Here is an 18,320-nt window from a genome sequence, read left to right on the forward strand (position 1 = left end):
AACATCGATGTCGTCCAGTCCACGCTCGAGGGCGCGGACATGGTCTTCGTGACTGCCGGCGAAGGCGGCGGCACCGGAACTGGCGCTGCGCCCGTCATCGCCACCGCCGCGCGCGAGCTCGGAGCCCTCACGGTCGGCGTCGTCACTCGCCCCTTCTCGTTCGAGGGACTTCAGCGCAATCGCAACGCGAGCGACGGCATCACCGCGCTTCGCGACGCGGTCGATACGCTCATCGTCATCCCGAACGATCGTCTCCTCGACGTCACCGACGAGGACCTGTCGATCATCGAGGCCTACCGCCTCGCCGACGAAGTCCTCCACAACGGCGTCAAGGGAATTTCGGACCTCATCACCATGCCGGGAGAGGTCAACGTCGATTTCGCGGACGTCAACACCATCATGAAGGACGCCGGCACGGCGATCATGGGCATCGGCTCGGCCAACGGCCCCGATCGTGCGCTGCGCGCAACCGAGAACGCCATTTCCTCGCCGCTGCTTGAGGCACGCGTCGACGGCGCTCACGGCGTGCTCCTCGCGTTCACGGCATCGACGGACATCACTCTCACGGAGTACGCCGAGGCTTCGCGCCTCGTCAAGGAGGCTGTCGACCCCAACGCGAACATCATCCACGGTCTCATCATCGACGAGTCGCTTGGAGACGAGGTGCGCGTGACCGTCATTGCAGCCGGCTTCGACGAATCTGTCGACCATCTCGCCGGTGGCCAGCAGCCCGAGGCCCGCACGGCTCCGGCGGCGCAGGCCAAGGAATCCCAGGCCTCGCAGTCGGCTCCGTCCGCGGAGCGATCTGACGAGCGTCAGCCGGGTCAGGTCCAGCAGCAGGAGGCTCCTGTCGAGTCCGTGCACCGCCCGACTGTGAGCGGTGGCAACGACGAGCGCTCGCTCGAGGTCCCCAAGGTCGAGGAAGAGAAGACCCGCAGGCCTGACCTCGACATCCCGCCGTTCCTCTTCGGCGATGAGTAACTAGCCTTCCTTCCGACTCCAATCCAAAATTCCCCGGCCATCGTGCCGGGGAATTTTGGCACAATGAGCCCATGCATGAATTTCCGCGTGACGAGCTCGTCGACTGGATCGATCCCAGCCTCGTGCCTGACGGCGTGAGGGTCGGGTTCACCTCCCGCGCAGGCGGAACCTCGGCCGGCGACCACGCATCGCTCAACCTCGGTTTTCACGTGGACGATGTTCCGCACGACGTCAGCGCGAACCGGGACCTCGTGCAGCGTGAGGTTGGCGCAGAGCTCACGTGGATGGTGCAGGTGCACGGAAACACGGTGGCTCACGCCAGTGCGGCGCGCACGGGCAGACGCGGCTACCTGGGCGTGGGGGAGGCCGACGCCGTCATCGTCGAATCCGGCGAAAGCGCAGCCGTCATGGTGGCCGATTGCGTGCCGCTCATTGTCGTTGCCGCCGATGGCTCGCGGGCCGCAGCGGTTCACGTGGGCCGGGCGGGCTACGACCTCGGCATCGCGCACGCGGTACACGACGAACTTGGCGACGACGCGATCGCCTTTCTCGGGCCGTCCATCTGCGGGCAGTGCTACGAGGTGGGCGAGGAGCTTGCGCGAGAGGTGGACGAGCGCTGGCCCGGCACGGCCGTGACCACCCGATGGGGAACTCCGGGCCTCGCCATCGCAGGCGGCCTCGAACGTCAGTTGCGCGGCAGGGGAGTGAGAACCCACCGGTCATCGATCTGCACCTACGAGTCGAAACGGCACTACTCGCACCGGCGCGCCACCCATGAAGGGCGCAAGACCGGCCGATTCATCGGATTGGTGCAGATTAAGTAAGCGACACACCGAACGCCATCGCCGTTTTGCCCCGATTCTCTAATAGTTTGGAGGCAGCCGACCAAGAAGGGACCACCGATGGGACTGTTTGACAGGATTGCCGCCAAGGCGACTCCGTACGAGGACGATTACGACGAGTTCGACGGCGAGTACGAGGAGTACGACGCCGAGGAGTACTACGAGGACGAGCCGGAAGTCTCGAGCCTTCAACCGGTCGCCTCAGCGCCCGAAGTCGCGCGCATTGTGACTGTCTGGGTGTCCTCGTACAACGACACGGAGACGTTCGCCCGCGAATTCCGCAGCGGCCTGCCGATCGTGTTGAACCTGTCCGAAGCTGAGGATACGCAGCGCAGGCGCATTATCGACTTCGCGCTTGGCCTGACCTTCGGCCTCGAGGGCGTCTTCAGCCACATCTCCGACGACGTTTTCCTCCTGACCCCGCGCAGCGTTAAGATCGAGACTCACGGTTCGGACACGCAACACTACTTTAACTAGGGTCTCTCTTCTTCAATGACGATCTTCGGTCTCATCCTTTTTTGGGTTTGTCAGCTCTACACACTCGTATTGATCGCACGGGTCATTCTTGACTTCGTGCAGATCTTGGCGCGCGATTGGTACCCCACGGGCGTCATCCTCGTGTTCGCGAACATGGTGTACAAGCTGACGAATCCGCCGCTGCGCTTCCTTGGCAAGTACATCCCGCCCTTGAACCTCGGCGGAATTAGTCTGGATCTCGGCTTCCTGGTCCTGTTCATCGGCGTACAGGTTCTCCAGCGGCTGTCCCTCTTGCTCTAGCGAGGGTATTTGCACAGCGTGGCTGTTATTGAATTGTGATAAATTAGACGGGAAATCTCGGCAGTAGTTGCGCCTTTAACTGGGCGAGATTCACTGGGCTCTAGTAGTCTAGCTGGGAAAGCAGGCACGACCTCGCGTCGCGCACGCTCACAAGAACTTTTATTTATGAGGTGAAGAACATGGCTCAGCTAACCGAGCATGATGTCATCAATGTGCGCTTCAACGACGCCAAGCGTGCTGAAGACGGGTTTGATAAGGATCAGGTTGATTTCTTCCTCGATGAGGTTGCCGAGACGATTGGCGCTCTCACGAAGGAGAAGCAGGAGCTCGAGGCTCAGCTCCAGACCGCGCAGGCGCGCGTGACTGAGCTCGAGAACCAGCTGGGTCTTGCGCAGCCGCAGGGCGATCAGCGCGATCCGTCGGAGGCAGCGTCCACCGCCGCCTTTGCCCCGGTTGATGGCCGGCCTCAGGGCCACGAGGAGGCAGAGAGCGCCGCCTCGATGCTCTCCCTCGCACAGCGTCTCCACGACGAGCACGTGGCCAACGGCCGCGCTGAAGAAGAGCGCATCATCAGCGAGGCGAACGCGGAGTCCGCACGCATCATCACCGAGGCTGAGGACGTGCACAACCGCACGCTGACCAAGCTGGAGGAGGAGCGTTCGCTGCTCGAGCGCAAGATCTCCGAGCTTCGCGAGTTCGAGCGCGATTACCGCACGCGTCTGCGCAGCTACCTCGAGTCGCTGCTCCAGAACGTCGAGTCGCAGAACCAGCAGTAGGTTCCACTTTTATCGGGAGGAGGGCACGCCGAGTGTCCTCCTTTCGTATGTGTGATGAAGAAGCTCGCTCTGCCGCTCCTGTTGGGACTCATTGTGATCGTCGCCGATCAGGCGTCGAAGCAGTGGGCGCTTGGCGCGCTCGCAGATGGTCACGTCATCCCCGTGATCGGCGACTTCCTCTCATTCAAACTCGCCTTTAATTCGGGCGCGGCGTTCTCGTTTGGGCACTCCGCGACGTGGATCTTCACGTTGGTCTCCGCGATCGTCTCCGTGGCCATCCCGTTTTTCATTCTGCGCACGGGACCAGCGGCGCGCATCATCCTCGGCATCGTCTGGGGCGGCGCGGTCGGCAACCTCATCGATCGCCTGCTGCGCGATCCGGGCTTCCCCGAGGGCCACGTCGTCGACTTCATCAACTACAACGGGTGGTTCATCGGCAATATCGCTGACATCGCCCTCGTTCTTGGGCTGATTGCACTGTTCGTCGTCGAAATCTTCTTTACCGAAACACCCGACGCCGAGGCTAGCGACGACGACGGCCCTGCTGACGACGACAAGGCTAGCGACGGCGAGGCTAGCGACGACGGCGAACCGTCTGAGGAAGCGACTGATGAACCGGCTGATGAAGCGGGCGACGAGGTGGCCGCCGAATGAACACCTACCTTGTACCTGAAGGGCTGGCAGGCGGCCGTGTGGACGCCACGCTCGCCACGATGACCGGCCTGTCGCGGGCCAAGTGCGCCGAGCTCGTCGAGGCCGGCGAGGTGCTCCTTGACGGGAAGGTTCCCAAGAACTCCACGAAGGTCGCGCCTGGCAGCGTGCTGGAAGTGCGGTTGCCAGCCGCCGAGCCCGTCGTCGTCGAAACTCCCGTGGAAGGCATGGGCATCCTCTACGAGGACGCGGACCTCATCGTCGTGGACAAACCGGTGGGTGTTGCCGCGCATGCGTCGCAGAATTTTGAGGGTCCGAATGTGCTGGGCGCCTTACTGGCCGCGGGCGTATCGCTGACGACGTCGGGGCCGCAGGAGCGCCAGGGAATCGTACACAGGCTCGACGTGGGCACGAGTGGTGCGATGGCCGTGGCGAAGTCCGAGCTGGCGTATTCGGCGCTCAAACAGGCCTTCCGCGACCGCACGGTGAAGAAGACCTATCACGCACTCGTTCAGGGGCATCCGGATCCAATGTCGGGCACGATCGAGGCGCCGATCGGGCGGGACATGCGCCACCAATGGAAGATGGGCGTGCGGGCCGACGGCAAGCACGCCGTGACGCACTACGACGTCATTGAGTCGATGGCTGGCGCCTCGCTCGTTGAGGTTGATCTGGAAACCGGGCGTACCCATCAGATTCGCGTCCACATGTCCGCGATCAAGCATCCGTGCGTTGGCGATGTCATGTACGGCGCCGATCCCGTGCAGGCGGAGAAGCTTGGCCTTGTGCGCCAGTGGCTCCACGCGTGCCGGCTCGGCTTCGAGCATCCGCGCACCGGGGCATGGGTGGAGGTCTGCTCCGAGTACCCGGAGGACCTGCAGCAGGCACTCGATCAGATTCGCGACGCTGCCGATGCCTGAGATCAAGGCGTGGCAGATCACCACGAATGAGGAACTCGAGCGGCTGTTTGCGATCCGCATGACGGTGTTCGTGGAGGAGCAGAAGGTCGATCCGAACAACGAGATCGATGCGGCCGATTTCGCCGAGACTACCCTCCACGTGCTCGCCACGGTGGATGGCAAGGACGCGGGGACGGCACGCCTGCTCATCGACGGGCCCGGGCGCGCGCGCGTGGGCCGCATGGCCGTCCACGCGTGGGCGCGGGGCACGGGGATCGGCCGCGTCGTCATGTCAAAGATCCACGAGCTCGCGCGCGAGCACGCCGGAGGTACAGTTCGACTCGAGCTGTCCGCCCAAGAAAGCGCCCTCGGCTTTTACGAGCGGCTCGGGTACGAGATCACGAGCGGCGAGCGCTACCTGGATGAGAACATCTGGCATCAGGATATGCACGTTATTTTGCGACGCGCCGATGACGCGTAGCTTCGCGCGTGTGACCAGCGATCGGGGCAGATCACACTCGATGATCTGAAAGTGTCGGAGGCGGTAAATAGACTGGGGCCATGGCTAAGAATTTTGCGCACCTTCACGTTCACACCGACTATTCGCTGCTCGATGGCGCTGCGAAGATCGACAAGTTGGTGGCAGAGGTTGCCGCACTTGGTCAGCCGGCGGTTGCCATCACGGATCACGGCAATCTTCACGGCGCATACGAGCTCTACAAGGCCGCGAACAAGGCTGGCATCAAGCCGATCATCGGGCTCGAGGCCTATATGACCCCGGGAACGTCGCGGCACGACAAGTCTCGTGTGTTTTGGGGGACCGAGGGCCAGCGATCCGACGACGTGTCTAACCGCGGCACGTACACGCACTTCACGCTGCTCGCCGAGAACGAGACCGGGATGCACAACCTATTCCGGATGGCCTCAATCGCGTCGATCGATCGCACGATCGGAAACTACGCGCGCATTGACCGGGAGCTGCTGGAGACCTACCACGAGGGGCTAATCGGCACGGCCGGGTGCCCCTCGAGTGAGGTGCAGGTGCGCTTGCGCCTTGGCCAGTACGAGGAGGCTCTCAAGGCTGCAGGCGAGTTCCAAGACATCTTTGGTAAAGACAACTACTACTTCGAGATCATGGATCACGGGATCGAGATCGAGCGTCGAGTCCGCGATGAACTGCTGTCGATCGCTAAGAAACTGGGCGCGCCGCTACTCGCAACGAACGATTCCCACTACGTGACCGAAGATCAGCACACCGTCCAAGAGGCGATGCTCGCCCTGAACTCGGGAACCACGCTCACCGACCCGAACCGGTTCCGCTTCGACGGATCGAGTTACTACCTGCGCACGGCCGAGGACATGTGGAACACCTTCGGCCACCTCGAGGGCGCGTGCGAGAACACGCTGGAGATTGCCGAGCGCTGCAACATAACCTTCGATGAGAAGGCGAACTACATGCCCGAGTTCCCCGTGCCCGAGGGCGAAAACGAGGACTCGTGGTTCGTTCGAGAGGTCAATGCCGGCCTGCATCGACGCTATGGGTCGCAGATTCCCGACGACGTGCGCAAGCGCGCGGACTACGAGATGGACGTCATCGTCCAGATGGGCTTCCCTGGCTACTTCCTCGTCGTCTCCGACTACATCCGCTGGGCCCGTTCGCAGGGCATCCGCGTTGGTCCTGGCCGAGGCTCTGGCGCGGGCTCGATGGTGGCGTACGCGCTCGAGATCACCCAGCTCGATCCGATCAAGCACGAGCTACTGTTCGAGAGGTTCTTGAACCCCGAACGAATCTCGATGCCCGATCTTGATATTGACTTTGACGATTCGCGCCGCGATGAGGTGATCGAGTACGTCGAGAATAAGTACGGCCATGACAAGGTGGCTCAGGTGGTCACCTTCGGCACAATCAAGGCGAAGCAGGCACTCAAGGATGCGGCTCGAGTGCTTGGCTATCCCTTTGAGATGGGCGAGCGACTGACGAAGGCGATGCCACCGGCCGTCATGGCCAACGACATCCCGGTCAACGATCTGTTCAACACGGCCCATCCGCGCTACGCGGAGGCGGTGGAGATCCGTGACATGATCCAAAACGATCCGGATGCGAAGAAGATCTACGATCTCGCGTGTGGTCTCGAAGGCATGACGCGCCAAACGGGCGTGCACGCGTGTGCCGTCATTATGTCCTCCAAGCCGCTGACGGACGTCATCCCGCTGATGAAGAACAAGAAGGATGACCTGATCTTGACCCAGTTTGAGTATCCCGAATGCGAGGATCTCGGCCTGATCAAGATGGATTTTCTCGGGCTGTCGAACCTGACGGTCATCGAGGGAGCGCTGAAGAATATCCGCGCGAATGGCAAGGAAGCCCCGGATGTGGACACCCTGCCGCTCGACGACAAGAAGACGTACGAGCTTCTTGCCCGTGGCGACACGCTCGGTATCTTCCAGCTTGATGGCGCCGGCATGCGCACGCTCCTCAAGCAGATGAAGATGGATACGTTCGCCGATATCTCGGCGGTCTCCGCGCTGTACCGTCCCGGCCCGATGGGCGCGAACTCGCACACCAACTACGCACTGCGCAAGAACGGTATTCAGGAAAAGACACCGATCCATCCCGAGCTCGAAAAGGCGCTCGATCCCATCCTTGGATCGACGCACGGCCTGATCGTGTTTCAGGAGCAGGTCATGCGTATCGCCCAGCAGCTTGCCGGCTTTACGCTCGGACAGGCAGATATTTTGCGAAAGGCGATGGGTAAGAAGCAGGCGGCCGTTCTGCAGGAGCAGTTCCAGAGCTTTTCCGATGGCATGCGAAACAATGGCTTTTCGCAGAACTCGATCAAGACTCTGTGGGACGTCCTCCTGCCGTTCTCCAGTTACGCGTTTAACAAGTCGCACTCGGAGGCATATGCGCTGGTGTCCTACCAGACGGCCTACCTGAAGGCGCACTTCCCGGCCGAGTTCATGGCCGCGCTCTTGACCTCGAAGATGTCGGATAAGACGAAGGTGGCCACCTACCTCGCCGAGTGCCGACGCATGGGCATCAACGTGCTCGTGCCGGACGTCAACGAATCGCTCGCGGATTACGCCGCGGTTGGCGATGAGATCCGAGTCGGCCTGCGCGCCGTGCGCAACGTGGGTACGAATGTGGTGGAGGGAATCATGAGTGCCCGCGAGGAGAAGGGCCCCTTCACCTCGTTCCAAGACTTCCTCGACAAGATTCCGCTGTCTGCCTGCAACAAGCGCTCGATGGAGTGCCTGATCAAGGCCGGCGGGTTCGACAGCCTCGGGGAGACGCGCCGGGCGCTCGTGGCCATTGTGGACGACGCCATCGACGCCGTCACGCCCGTCAAGCGCAACGAGGCGGCTGGCCAGTTTGATTTGTTTGCTGCATTCGGTGGTGATCAGGGCGAGGGGCAGAGCTTCGACATCAGGATCCCAGACGTGCCGGAGTGGGACAAGCGCGAAAAGCTCAATTTCGAGCGGGAGATGCTCGGCCTGTACGTGTCCGACCATCCGCTATCGGGGATGGAGAACTTCCTGAACCGCGCGGCGGACACGACCGTCGTCGACCTCCTAGCTGACGAATCGCTCTCGGACGGCAAGCCCGTCACCATCGCTGGCCTCATCACGTCTGTGCAGACACGCATCACGAAGAAATCGGGCAAGGCGTGGGCGATCGCGACGATCGAGGACCGAACCGGCCCGATCGACGTGAACTTCTTCCCGAACACCTACCAGCAGGTCTCATCGATGCTGATCCCGGACACGGTGGTCGTGCTTGACGCGACAGTCTCCGTCCAGGAAGACAACCCGCTCAAGCTGTTTGCGCGGTCGATGACGCTGCCACCGGTGGGGGATATGGATCTGAACGTACCGGTCGATCTGATGATCGACGAGCGCACGTGTACAAGCGAGCGCCTCGATCGGCTCGCGGAAATCCTTCAGCGCTACCCGGGCGACTCGCTTGTGCGCCTGCACGTGAAGAACACGAGGAAAAAGACGATCGTTCAGCTCTCGGAGCAGTATTCAGTGGCGCCAGAGCCGAGTCTGTACACCGACCTCAAGGTGCTTCTTGGCCGCGACTGCATGGTGAATTAACGGCAAGGTCGCGGACTAACTGCGAGGTCGTGAACTAACGGCCGGCGAGTTACTGGGCGTCCTCGGTCACGCGGATGGAGTAGCCGCCAACGCTGACGACGTCGCCGTCGTCGAGCTTGTGGGAGCGGCGGGTCTCAACCTCGCCGTTGACGGTAACCTCGCCGACTTCGATGAGTTCACGGGCATGTGCCCCGCTTTCGGCGAAGTTGGCGAGCTTGACGAATTGGCCGAGTTTGATCGGCAGCCTGACGGGGAATTCTTCCATGTGCCTATCGTGCGTCACGGATAGCGTCAATAGCAACAGGGGTCGGCTGCTCGGGCTCGTCCTCGCCACCGATCGCTTCGATAACGGCGCGGTTTCCTCTGCGTGAGCGCCACACGAAGAAGGCGATGACTGCCGCGAGAACGACGACGAGCATGAGCGGCGAGCCTGCGACGGCGCTGATGGCCGCCTCCCAGACCGCCCATCCGATCGTCGTGTAAATGAGTGCCCAGGCCAGAGCGCCGGGGATCATGGCGGGGGTGTAGCGCGGCCACGGCATGCGAATGAGCCCGGCGCTCAGTTGAACGAGCGACTGGAATCCGACCGTGAGAAATGACAGCGGGATGATGGGCCAGCCGCGGCGCTGAAGCACGTCGATGGCGTTCTCTGTTGAGGGGGCGTGAATTCGATCGTAGAGCCGCAGGCGCCAGCCAGATTCGGGGCGTCCGCGGGTCATGATGAAGTTACCCATGTAGCGACCGATCCAGTATGTCGTTTGAGCGCGGGTGAAAGCGCCAAAGAACAGGAACAGATAAACGAACACGACTGGCCCGTTATTTATGAAGTCCATTATGGAATCGATCAAATTACTCACAGCGATACTGTACGCGACACCTCTGGCCGAACGCTAGTGACGCCTGCGGCTAAGCGGAGCAGTTTTCGCATAAACCGTATATTTCAAGGTCGTGCGACACTTGAGTAAAGGAGTGTCTCTTAGCGACAGTCTGCGTGAGCTCCTCGAGCGCGTCGATGGTAATCTCGACCGTCGTCCCACACGATCTGCACAGGAGATGGTGGTGGTGGCCATCGTGCTTGCAGTAGCGGAACAGCTGAACGTCGGAGTTTTCCTGACGCAGCACATCGACTGCGCCCTGATCGGCCATCGCCTGGAGGTTGCGGTAGACGGTGGCCAGCCCCACGCGTTCACCGCGCTCCACGAGCAGTTCATGGATCCGCTGCGCCGGCAGGAACTCGTTGGTTTCTTCGAGCAGCTCGCTGATCGCGCTGCGTTGACGTGTCATTCTCATCGGGCATCACGCTCGCTTGAGGCCGGCTCGGGAATCTCGCAGATCTCCCCGGCGTCGGCAAGCGGGGGAATCGCGAGTTCGGATTCGTGTTCGGGGTGCGGGTGATAGTGGTCGGTGCGCCGAGCGAGCCTGAGGAAGACCGGCCGGAGCAGGGCAACGAGACCGTAGATCGTCACCATGAGAACCACGATCGTGGCACCGGGGGACCACGGTTTGACGTATGTGACAGTCAGGCCGGTCAGCGCCGTGATCACGCCGATGATCATGGCCGCGTGCATCGTCGTCTTGAACGATCGCGTCACCGTCTGCGCGATCGCCACGGGCACGATCATGAGCGCCGAGACGAGGAGTGCGCCCACGATACGCATGGCGACGGCGACCGTCAGGGCTGCCGTGACCGAGATGAGGATCGACAGGAGTTGCGTGGGTAGCCCGGATGCCCGGGCAAATTCCTCGTCGTAGGACAGGGCGAAGAGCGATGGGCGAAGTCCGAGCCCTATCGCCAATATGAAGATGGCCAGAACGACGGTGAGGATCGTGTCGGTGCGCGTGACGGTGGAGATCGATCCGAACAGGTAGGAGTTCAGGTTCGACGTCGTTCCGCCGGCGATGCCGATAAGGAGTACGCCGCCCGCGATGCCGCCGTAGAACAGCATGGCGAGTGCGACGTCGCCCGAAGCGTGCCCGTGGGTGCGCATCCACTCGATGAGCAGCGCGCCCAGGACTGAGACGACGATCGCGCCGGGCACCGCCCATGCGTCGCGGTCAACGGCGCCCGCAGCGGAGGCGGCAAGCCATCCGAGCGCGACGCCGGTCAGCGCGACGTGGCCGATGCCATCGCCAAGGAGGGTCAAGCGCCGCTGGACGAGGTAGGTGCCGACGACGGGCGCGGACAGGCCCACCAAGAACGCCACAATCAGCGCACGCTGCATGAGCGAGGACTGAAGCATCTCGATGATCATAGTGGTCCCTCCATGTACGGGGAACGGAAGTGCGGGGGATCGTCACCGTGCTCGTGCTGGTGATCGTGATCCGGGTGGGCATGGTGGCCCGAGCCGCGCAGGTCAGAAATGTCTGTGGTGTGCTCGCGCACGCGGCCGCCGTCGAGAATGAGCGCCTCATCAACGAGGCCGAGGTACTCGTGGATCTCGTGCAGGACGAGCACGATGGTCTTGCCGCGATTGTGCTCCTCGTGCAGGACGTCCAAGATCGCCTGGCGCGAGTGGGTGTCCACGCCGGCGAAGGGCTCGTCCAAGATGAGCATGTCCGGATCGCGCACGAGCGCGCGTGCCGTCAAAATGCGTTGCTGCTGGCCGCCGGAGAACGTCTGGACCGATTCGTTGTAGCGGTGGGCAAGGCCCACCTTGTCCAGCGCGGCGATCGCCTTGTCCCTGCCCCCGCGGGGAGGGCGGAGTCTGTTGCCGTAGGCGAGCCCGCCAATGACGGCTTCGAGGGCCGTGGCCGGCACACCGGAGGTCGCGGTTACTCGCTGAGGTGCATATCCGATGCGCGCCCAGTCGACCTTCCGGCGCGAGGACAGGCTCTGCCCAAAGAGCTCAATCGTACCCGCACTCATGGGGATAGCCCCGACAAGTGCACGCACGAGCGTGGACTTGCCGGAGCCATTTGATCCGAGGATAGCTAGCGTGCGTCCAGTCTCGAGCTCAAAGTCAATCCCGAGCAGGATGTGCGCAGAGCCCAGTTGGACATGGACGCCGCTAGCGGATATTGCTGTGGTCAAAGTGTGTTAACAACCCATCGATTGGCGGAGGAGCTCCAAGTTTTGCTCCATGACTTCAACATAGTCTAGATCCGCATCGCGCTGAGTGGCAGCAGAGTCGAGAATCTCGACGCTGAGGCCAGCTTCATCGCCAATCGCGCTTGCCGTCTTCATCTCTCCGTCAGAGGTTGCAAACACGGTGTCAAGATCGTGCTCGCCAGCGAGTTCCGTAACTTCGCGAACGCGGGCGGGCGAGGGCTCGATCTCGGGATCGAAGCCAGCGATGCCGAGTTCAACCAGGCCATACTCGTTACCCAAGTACGCGAACGCCTTGTGTGAGACGAGGAAGGCATCCGTGCGGCACTGGAGTGCATCGATCGAGTTGAGATCGTCAACGAGACCCTGCAGGCGCTCCTTGACCGCGTCGCGGTTAGCCAGGTAGGTCTCCTCGTTCTCGGGATCGAGCTCGATGAGCTCAGCCACAACCTGATCGGCAGCGAGCATCATGCGGCCCGGATCGGTCCAGAAGTGCGGATCGTGAGTGCCGTGGTCGTGTCCGGCCTGATCATCGTGATCGTGGTCGTGATCGTCGTGCTCGTGCGCCTCGTCCTCGTGAGCGTGATCATCATGATCGTGGGCATGCGGATCGCCGGCCAGCTCGTCGTAGGGAAGAAGGTTGACGTACTCGCCGATGTTGACGGCATCCTTATCCGAGGCCGCGATGGCGTTGTCGATCGCGGGGGAGAGCTTCTCGACGTACAAAACGAGGTCGGAGTTCTCAAGATCCGCCACCTCGCGTGGGGAGAGCTCGACGCCGTGCGCATCGGCGCCCGGAGGAGTGAGATCGGTGATCGTCACATTATCGCCACCGATTTCCTCGACGAGGAAGGTAAGCGGGTAGAACGACGTCGTTACGGTGATCGTCGAATCGTCGACGCCGGCGGTGCCAGTGGTGCCGCCGCCGGCGTCTGTATCGGAGGAGCATGCGCTTAGAGCAAGCGCGCTCGCAAAACCAAGTGCTGAGAGTTTTGTTTTGGTCATGGGAACCATTCTCATTTAGTTGAGAATCGTTGTCAACTAGATTTCCCAGTGGTGGTGTGTCCCACAAACGCCCAATGGGGTGCGCCACCCGATTGCGCCTAGAATGATCGTGACCTTATGGCCACCGGGTTTCCGGTGAATGCTGCAGCACCCAGTTGTGGCAAGTTCGTCCGCATCATCCAGATGCGGCTAAGAAAGGAGCGAAACAGTGGCCAAACCGGCACCTTCGCGTCTCGACAACGTCATTAATCTCGCCAAGCGCCGCGGCTTTGTTTTTCAGTCGGGCGAAATCTACGGCGGGTCACGATCCGCATGGGACTACGGCCCCCTCGGCGTTGAACTCAAAGAAAACATCAAGCGCCAGTGGTGGAAGCGCAACGTTCAAGGGCGCCAGGACATCGTCGGCCTTGATTCCTCGATCATCCTTCCACGTCAGGTGTGGGAGGCCTCGGGCCACGTTGAGACCTTCTCCGATCCGCTCGTCGAATGCCTGAGCTGTCACAAGCGCCTGCGCGAGGACGAGCTCAAGGAAATCTACGCCAACAAGAACGACGTCTCGGAAGACGACGTCTCGATGGACGACGTGCCGTGCCCGAGCTGTGGCACCCGCGGTCAGTGGACCGAGCCACGCGCATTCTCCGGCTTGCTCAAGACCTTCCTTGGCCCCGTCGACGACGAGGCTGGGCTTCACTACCTGCGCCCCGAAACCGCGCAGGGCATTTTCGTCAACTTCGCCAACGTCATGACCTCGGCGCGCATGAAGCCGCCGTTCGGCATCGGCCAGACGGGCAAGTCGTTCCGCAACGAAATCACGCCGGGTAACTTCATTTTCCGCACCCGCGAGTTCGAGCAGATGGAAATCCAGTTCTTCGTGCCACCGGGCACCGATGAGGAATGGCATCAGACGTGGATCGACGAGCGCATGTCCTGGTACACGGATCTGGGCATCAACCCGGAGAACCTGCGCCTGTACGAGCACCCGAAGGAAAAGCTCTCCCACTATGCCAAGCGCACGGTGGACATCGAGTACCGCTTCGGCTTCCAGAACAACCCGTGGGGCGAGCTCGAAGGCATCGCGAACCGTACCGACTTCGATCTGACGAACCACTCGGAGGCCTCGGGTAAGAAGCTTGAGTACTTCGACCAGCAGACTGGTGAGCGTTACATTCCGTACGTCATCGAGCCGTCGGCGGGCCTGACCCGCTCGCTTATGGCCGTCCTCGTCGAGGCTTACGCCGAGGACGAGGCTCCGAACACGAAGGGTGGAGTGGACAAGCGCGTTCTTCTCAAGCTCGATCCGCGCCTGGCCCCGGTCAAGGCCGCCGTCCTGCCGCTGTCGCGTTCGGAGAAGCTCTCGCCGCTTGCGAAGGAGCTCGCCGCCGAACTGCGCCAGTACTGGAATGTCGACTTCGACGACGCCGGCGCGGTCGGTCGCCGATACCGTCGCCAGGACGAGATCGGCACGCCGTACTGCATCACCGTCGATTTCGATTCACTCGACGATCACGCTGTGACCATCCGCGATCGCGACACGATGGAGCAGATCCGCATCCCCGTCGACGAGGTGAAGGATTACCTCGCCGGCAAGCTCCTTGGCTGCTAGTGGACGAACAACCAGTTGTTGCCGGCTCGCATGCGCATTCGCATTCGGGCCGGCTCAACCTTGAACCCAAAGATCGCCGCAGGGTGCAAATCATCCTGTCGGCGAGCGTGGTGCCCATCGCCGTCGCCACGCTGATTGGCCTGTTGCTGCTGTGGCCGCGCGGGGAGACGCCCGTCGGCTCAGTTCAGCTCACGGACACCGGCGTGGAGATGGCCATCGGCGAAGTGTCCTCGATCGCTGAAACGGACGAGCTTGGCCAGACGATGGTGACGATGGTCGTCGACGGCGTTGAAGTTCCCGTCCACGTTCCCTTCGACATCATTGATAACGGGCTGGACGTCGGCGATCGCATCGAGGCGATGTTCAATCCAACGGCACTTGAGACGGGCACCCCGTACATTTTCGTGGACTTCGTCCGCGACGTCCCGCTGGGCGCCCTGCTCGCGCTCTACGTGATCGTCGTCTTGCTCGTGGCGCGAGTTAAAGGCCTGGCCGCGCTGTTCGGCCTAGCCGCCTCGCTCGCCGTCGTCGGTGCCTTCATGCTCCCGTCGCTCATGGTGGGCAAAGAACCGCTGTTGGTCGTAATCGTGGGCGCGTCGGCGATGATGTTCGCATCGATTTACCTTGCGCACGGCATTTCCATTCGAACGACGACGGCGGTGCTCGGCACGCTCGGAGGTCTCGTTATTACCGGCGTGCTTGCCGCGTGGTCGGTGGGGGCGAATAACCTGACGGGAACGCTCTCGGACGACGCGATCGCGCTCTATGGCCAGCTCGGATACTTGAAGATGAGTGACATCTTGCTTACCGGTATCGTGCTCGCCGGCCTCGGCGCGCTCAACGACGTGACGATCACGCAGGTCTCAACCGTGTGGGAGCTGCATTCGGCCAATCCGCAGGCCAGCCGCCGGCGGATCTTTAGCCAGGGCATGGTCATCGGCCGCGACCACATTGCCTCAACCGTGTATACGCTCGCGTTCGCTTACGTCGGCACATCGTTGCCGCTGCTCATGAGCGCCGCGCTCGTGGATCGCGGGTTCCTCGATCTCATGACGGTGGGCCAGATTGCCGAGGAGGTCGTGCGCACGCTCGTCGCCTCGATCGGGCTCGTACTTGCCATCCCGATGACCACCGCGATTGCCACGTGGCTCGCGCCCGTGGCGCCGGCGAAGAGGATTACGGCGCCGTGACGTCAGCATTTCCGCAGGCTCCTAAGCGCACCACCGCCGTCCAGTCCGGACCGGCGGCGGTACAGATCGGCGAGCTCACGCTGGGCACGCCCGTCATGCTTGCGCCGATGGCTGGCGTGACGAACCCGCCCTTCCGCCAGCTGTGCCGCGAGTTCGGCGAGCAGGCGATGCACGACGCGCAGGCAAAGGGCGATGTCCGCGAGCGACCCGGGAGCTACGCGCCCACCGGCCTGTACGTGTGCGAAATGATCACCTCGCGCGCGCTCATCGAACGCACGCCGGAAACGATGCGCATGATCGAGCCGGATATGGGCGACCCCGTGCGCTCGATCCAGCTCTACGGCGTGGCGCCCGCGGCAATCCGGGAATCCGTCCGGCTTCTCGTGGGCAACGGCTGGGCCGACCACATTGACCTTAACTTCGGCTGCCCGGTTCCCAAGGTCACCCGCAAGGGCGGGGGATCGGCGCTGCCGTGGAAGCACGATCTCTTCGCGGACATCGTGGCGGCGGCGGTCGAGGCCGCCCGGGCCGAATCCGGTGGGCTCGTGCCCGTCACGGCGAAGTTCCGCATCGGTATCGACGACGATCACGAGACGTTCCGTGACGTCGCTCGGCTTTGCGAGGACGCGGGTATCGACGGCCTGACCCTCCACGCGCGCACGATGACCCAGCACTATTCTGGTGAAGCACGCTGGAACGCGATCACCGAGCTTAACGAGATGACGGACCTGCCCGTGTTCGGCAACGGGGACGTATTCGAGGCCGAGGACGCCACCGCGATGATCGACGAAACTGGCGCGGCCGGCGTCGTGGTCGGTCGCGGATGTCAGGGCCGCCCGTGGCTCTTCTATGACCTCGTCGCGGCCGCGCACGGCTCAAACGCGCGCTTCACGCCGACGCTGGGTGAGGTTGCGCAGGTCATCACGCGCCACGCCGAGCTGTCCATCGAGCACTTCCGCGACGAGCACCGGGCGATGCGCGAAATGCGCAAGCACGTGGGGTGGTACATGCGCGGCTTTTCGGTGGGAGGTCAGGCTCGGCGCGATCTTGGACTCGTCGATTCGCTCGACGATTTGCGCGGCCAGCTGGATCGCCTCGACCTCACACAGACGTATCCCGAGGCGGCCGAGGGCAGGCGCGGGCGCGCCGGTGGCGAAAAGCGGCCACACCTGCCCGAATTCTGGCTGGATTCCCACGAATTGAGCCCCGAGCAGCGGGCAAAGATCCACGAGGCCGAGCTCGGAATCTCCGGCGGTTAGTGCCTAGCGCTGCACCCAGGCGACTTCACCGGGTGGCAAGACGAGGTTGGATCCGCTTTCTGGCAGCGCGATCAACGAGGACATCAGCACGCGCCCGTCATTTGGGATGTCGTAGCTGTAGGGACCGAAGTTCAACAGCATGCTCACTCGATCGTTGATGAGCCAGATGAAACCGTCGGCCGCTGTCGTGGTGTCGATGAGGACGTTGGCTTTGTGCATGCCGAGGGAATCGCGCATGCGCAGCGCGTGGCGCGTGGACGGGCTTTGCAGGTGCACATCCTTTTCGAAGTGCACGATGCCCGGCAGGTAACAGGTGGTGAGCAACAGGGCGGAGCGGCTGAGCTGGCCCGACACGTTGGTCAGGACCTCCCACGAGGCGTTCCACGAGGGCAACGCGCCCGCCGCGTCGAACATCTGGAAGGACGCCGAGGATTGCTCAAAATAGTTCTGCGCGGATAGCTGGGGGGCGCCGACCACCCTGAACCGGAAGACGTCGAAGTAGTCATCGAGTGCGCGCTGGGCGATCTCATCGAAGGAGGAGCCGCGAAGGCAAATGGACATGACGGCGTCGTCATTCATGAACTTCATCCACGCCTGCAGCTCGCGCACGTCCCAGTGTGTACTGTGCTGGGCGCCGGCGTTGGCCATCTGTTCGCCGAGTTCGAGGCCGTGTGCGCCCTTGTCGAACCACTGCGAGGCGATGGCGAAGCGTTCATCGATGGTGAGGTCCGCGGCGTCGCGAGCCGCAAACGCGTCGGGGCCGACGTTGGGCAGTATGCGGATGCCGCGCCGGTTCGCGCGGCGCATGACGGCGGCGGCGTAGTCCGGATCGTCGTCGGCAGACACGGCCGGCAGCGTGAGCACGTGCATGCCGTGGCGGGTCAGATGGGAGATGAGGTCGAGCGCCGCCTGAGTGGTGGGCACTTCCTCGGGTTTGGCGTGGTACCACAGATGGTGGTTAATCCACGGGCTCTCGTGGCGCGGCGCGCGGTGAAGGAGTGCCGTAGACGACACGTTTTCCACACCTTGATTAGCCACATCCTTATTGTGCCACGAGTTGCGGGTAAGGTTAATTTGTGAACTATTCCAGTTTCGATACCGCTCGGTGGTCGCCGGAGACGAAGAAGAACCCCTCTCGCACGGATTTCGAGCGCGATCGGGCGCGCGTGCTGCACTCCTCGGCGCTGCAGATC

At 62.5% G+C, this 18,320-nt stretch carries 19 protein-coding genes; 12 read left to right on the forward strand and 7 right to left on the reverse strand.

The features are described 5' to 3' along the window. The 9 genes from ftsZ to dnaE form a co-directional block, all read left to right on the forward strand. Window positions 1-981: cell division protein FtsZ (gene ftsZ, locus ACHFFR_RS01915; protein ID WP_394262581.1), on the forward strand; the 981-nt coding region annotated here is incomplete at its 5' end. A gap of 71 nt (window positions 982-1,052) precedes the next feature. Continuing rightward, window positions 1,053-1,805 carry a polyphenol oxidase family protein gene (locus ACHFFR_RS01920; protein WP_394262582.1) on the forward strand — a complete coding sequence of 251 codons (753 nt, stop codon included), beginning with the start codon at window positions 1,053-1,055 and terminating at the stop codon, window positions 1,803-1,805. Window positions 1,806-1,883: 78 nt separating this feature from the next. Continuing rightward, the gene (locus ACHFFR_RS01925) at window positions 1,884-2,300 is read left to right on the forward strand and encodes a cell division protein SepF (RefSeq protein ID WP_394262583.1); all 417 of its coding nucleotides are present in this window, start codon (window positions 1,884-1,886) and stop codon (window positions 2,298-2,300) included. A gap of 15 nt (window positions 2,301-2,315) precedes the next feature. Next, the gene (locus tag ACHFFR_RS01930; protein WP_394262584.1) at window positions 2,316-2,600 is read left to right on the forward strand and encodes a YggT family protein; all 285 of its coding nucleotides are present in this window, start codon (window positions 2,316-2,318) and stop codon (window positions 2,598-2,600) included. Between the two features lie 179 nt (window positions 2,601-2,779). After that, entirely contained in the window at window positions 2,780-3,376 is a 597-nt protein-coding gene (locus ACHFFR_RS01935; RefSeq protein ID WP_394262585.1) for a DivIVA domain-containing protein, read from the forward strand. A gap of 54 nt (window positions 3,377-3,430) precedes the next feature. Further along, window positions 3,431-4,030: a signal peptidase II gene (gene lspA / locus ACHFFR_RS01940; protein ID WP_394262586.1), complete on the forward strand. Its 600-nt coding sequence runs from the start codon at window positions 3,431-3,433 to the stop codon at window positions 4,028-4,030. After that, window positions 4,027-4,947: an RluA family pseudouridine synthase gene (locus tag ACHFFR_RS01945; protein WP_394262587.1), complete on the forward strand. Its 921-nt coding sequence runs from the start codon at window positions 4,027-4,029 to the stop codon at window positions 4,945-4,947. The genes lspA and ACHFFR_RS01945 overlap by 4 nt, the downstream gene beginning before the upstream one ends. After that, on the forward strand, window positions 4,940-5,407 hold the full coding sequence (locus ACHFFR_RS01950) for a GNAT family N-acetyltransferase (protein WP_394262588.1): 468 nt from the start codon (window positions 4,940-4,942) through the stop codon (window positions 5,405-5,407). The genes ACHFFR_RS01945 and ACHFFR_RS01950 overlap by 8 nt, the downstream gene beginning before the upstream one ends. An 80-nt stretch (window positions 5,408-5,487) precedes the next feature. After that, entirely contained in the window at window positions 5,488-9,024 is a 3,537-nt protein-coding gene (gene dnaE / locus ACHFFR_RS01955) for a DNA polymerase III subunit alpha (protein WP_394262589.1), read from the forward strand. A gap of 49 nt (window positions 9,025-9,073) precedes the next feature. Here the strand turns inward: dnaE and ACHFFR_RS01960 are convergent, their stop codons facing one another. The 6 genes from ACHFFR_RS01960 to ACHFFR_RS01985 are packed head-to-tail and all read right to left on the reverse strand — an operon-like array spanning window position 9,074 to window position 13,075. Then, window positions 9,074-9,289, reverse strand: a complete 216-nt coding sequence (locus ACHFFR_RS01960; protein WP_394262590.1) for an RNA-binding S4 domain-containing protein — start codon at window positions 9,287-9,289, stop codon at window positions 9,074-9,076. A 4-nt stretch (window positions 9,290-9,293) separates the two neighbouring features. After that, window positions 9,294-9,881 (reverse strand): DedA family protein, encoded by a 588-nt coding sequence (locus tag ACHFFR_RS01965; RefSeq protein WP_394262591.1) that lies wholly within the window; start codon window positions 9,879-9,881, stop codon window positions 9,294-9,296. Window positions 9,882-9,930: 49 nt separating this feature from the next. After that, the gene (locus tag ACHFFR_RS01970) at window positions 9,931-10,308 is read right to left on the reverse strand and encodes a Fur family transcriptional regulator (RefSeq protein ID WP_394262592.1); all 378 of its coding nucleotides are present in this window, start codon (window positions 10,306-10,308) and stop codon (window positions 9,931-9,933) included. Window positions 10,309-10,310: 2 nt separating this feature from the next. Next, window positions 10,311-11,276 (reverse strand): metal ABC transporter permease, encoded by a 966-nt coding sequence (locus ACHFFR_RS01975; RefSeq protein ID WP_394262593.1) that lies wholly within the window; start codon window positions 11,274-11,276, stop codon window positions 10,311-10,313. Further along, window positions 11,273-12,055 (reverse strand): metal ABC transporter ATP-binding protein, encoded by a 783-nt coding sequence (locus ACHFFR_RS01980; RefSeq protein ID WP_394262594.1) that lies wholly within the window; start codon window positions 12,053-12,055, stop codon window positions 11,273-11,275. The genes ACHFFR_RS01975 and ACHFFR_RS01980 overlap by 4 nt, the downstream gene beginning before the upstream one ends. A 6-nt stretch (window positions 12,056-12,061) precedes the next feature. Continuing rightward, complete coding sequence (locus ACHFFR_RS01985; protein WP_394262595.1) at window positions 12,062-13,075, reverse strand: metal ABC transporter substrate-binding protein; 1,014 nt, start codon at window positions 13,073-13,075, stop codon at window positions 12,062-12,064. A gap of 208 nt (window positions 13,076-13,283) precedes the next feature. Between ACHFFR_RS01985 and ACHFFR_RS01990 the strand changes: the two genes are divergently transcribed. Genes ACHFFR_RS01990 through dusB form a run of 3 tightly spaced genes read left to right on the forward strand, consistent with a single transcriptional unit; the run spans window position 13,284 to window position 17,127 of the window. Next, complete coding sequence (locus ACHFFR_RS01990) at window positions 13,284-14,678, forward strand: glycine--tRNA ligase (protein ID WP_394262596.1); 1,395 nt, start codon at window positions 13,284-13,286, stop codon at window positions 14,676-14,678. Further along, on the forward strand, window positions 14,678-15,868 hold the full coding sequence (locus tag ACHFFR_RS01995) for a YibE/F family protein (protein WP_394262597.1): 1,191 nt from the start codon (window positions 14,678-14,680) through the stop codon (window positions 15,866-15,868). Before ACHFFR_RS01990 ends, ACHFFR_RS01995 begins: the two co-directional genes overlap by 1 nt. Then, the gene (gene dusB, locus ACHFFR_RS02000; RefSeq protein WP_394262599.1) at window positions 15,865-17,127 is read left to right on the forward strand and encodes a tRNA dihydrouridine synthase DusB; all 1,263 of its coding nucleotides are present in this window, start codon (window positions 15,865-15,867) and stop codon (window positions 17,125-17,127) included. Before ACHFFR_RS01995 ends, dusB begins: the two co-directional genes overlap by 4 nt. Window positions 17,128-17,130: 3 nt before the next feature. Here the strand turns inward: dusB and ACHFFR_RS02005 are convergent, their stop codons facing one another. Then, window positions 17,131-18,165: a hypothetical protein gene (locus ACHFFR_RS02005; RefSeq protein ID WP_394262598.1), complete on the reverse strand. Its 1,035-nt coding sequence runs from the start codon at window positions 18,163-18,165 to the stop codon at window positions 17,131-17,133. Window positions 18,166-18,320 lie beyond the last annotated feature (155 nt).

This window comes from Trueperella sp. (assembly GCF_043424875.1).
Classification (GTDB): Bacteria; Actinomycetota; Actinomycetes; order Actinomycetales; family Actinomycetaceae; genus Trueperella.

What these genes read in the sequence shown, in the direction of transcription:
- ACHFFR_RS01970 (WP_394262592.1), bottom strand. Translation starts at nt 10,308, where the DNA reads ATGACACGTCAACGCAGCGCGATCAGCGAGCTGCTCGAAGAAACCAAC.
- ACHFFR_RS01925 (WP_394262583.1), top strand. Translation starts at nt 1,884, where the DNA reads ATGGGACTGTTTGACAGGATTGCCGCCAAGGCGACTCCGTACGAGGAC.
- ACHFFR_RS01975 (WP_394262593.1), bottom strand. Translation starts at nt 11,276, where the DNA reads ATGATCATCGAGATGCTTCAGTCCTCGCTCATGCAGCGTGCGCTGATT.
- ACHFFR_RS01930 (WP_394262584.1), top strand. Translation starts at nt 2,316, where the DNA reads ATGACGATCTTCGGTCTCATCCTTTTTTGGGTTTGTCAGCTCTACACA.
- ACHFFR_RS01945 (WP_394262587.1), top strand. Translation starts at nt 4,027, where the DNA reads ATGAACACCTACCTTGTACCTGAAGGGCTGGCAGGCGGCCGTGTGGAC.
- dnaE (WP_394262589.1), top strand. Translation starts at nt 5,488, where the DNA reads ATGGCTAAGAATTTTGCGCACCTTCACGTTCACACCGACTATTCGCTG.
- lspA (WP_394262586.1), top strand. Translation starts at nt 3,431, where the DNA reads ATGAAGAAGCTCGCTCTGCCGCTCCTGTTGGGACTCATTGTGATCGTC.
- ACHFFR_RS01985 (WP_394262595.1), bottom strand. Translation starts at nt 13,075, where the DNA reads ATGACCAAAACAAAACTCTCAGCACTTGGTTTTGCGAGCGCGCTTGCT.
- ACHFFR_RS01950 (WP_394262588.1), top strand. Translation starts at nt 4,940, where the DNA reads ATGCCTGAGATCAAGGCGTGGCAGATCACCACGAATGAGGAACTCGAG.
- ACHFFR_RS01935 (WP_394262585.1), top strand. Translation starts at nt 2,780, where the DNA reads ATGGCTCAGCTAACCGAGCATGATGTCATCAATGTGCGCTTCAACGAC.
- ACHFFR_RS01960 (WP_394262590.1), bottom strand. Translation starts at nt 9,289, where the DNA reads ATGGAAGAATTCCCCGTCAGGCTGCCGATCAAACTCGGCCAATTCGTC.
- ACHFFR_RS01920 (WP_394262582.1), top strand. Translation starts at nt 1,053, where the DNA reads ATGCATGAATTTCCGCGTGACGAGCTCGTCGACTGGATCGATCCCAGC.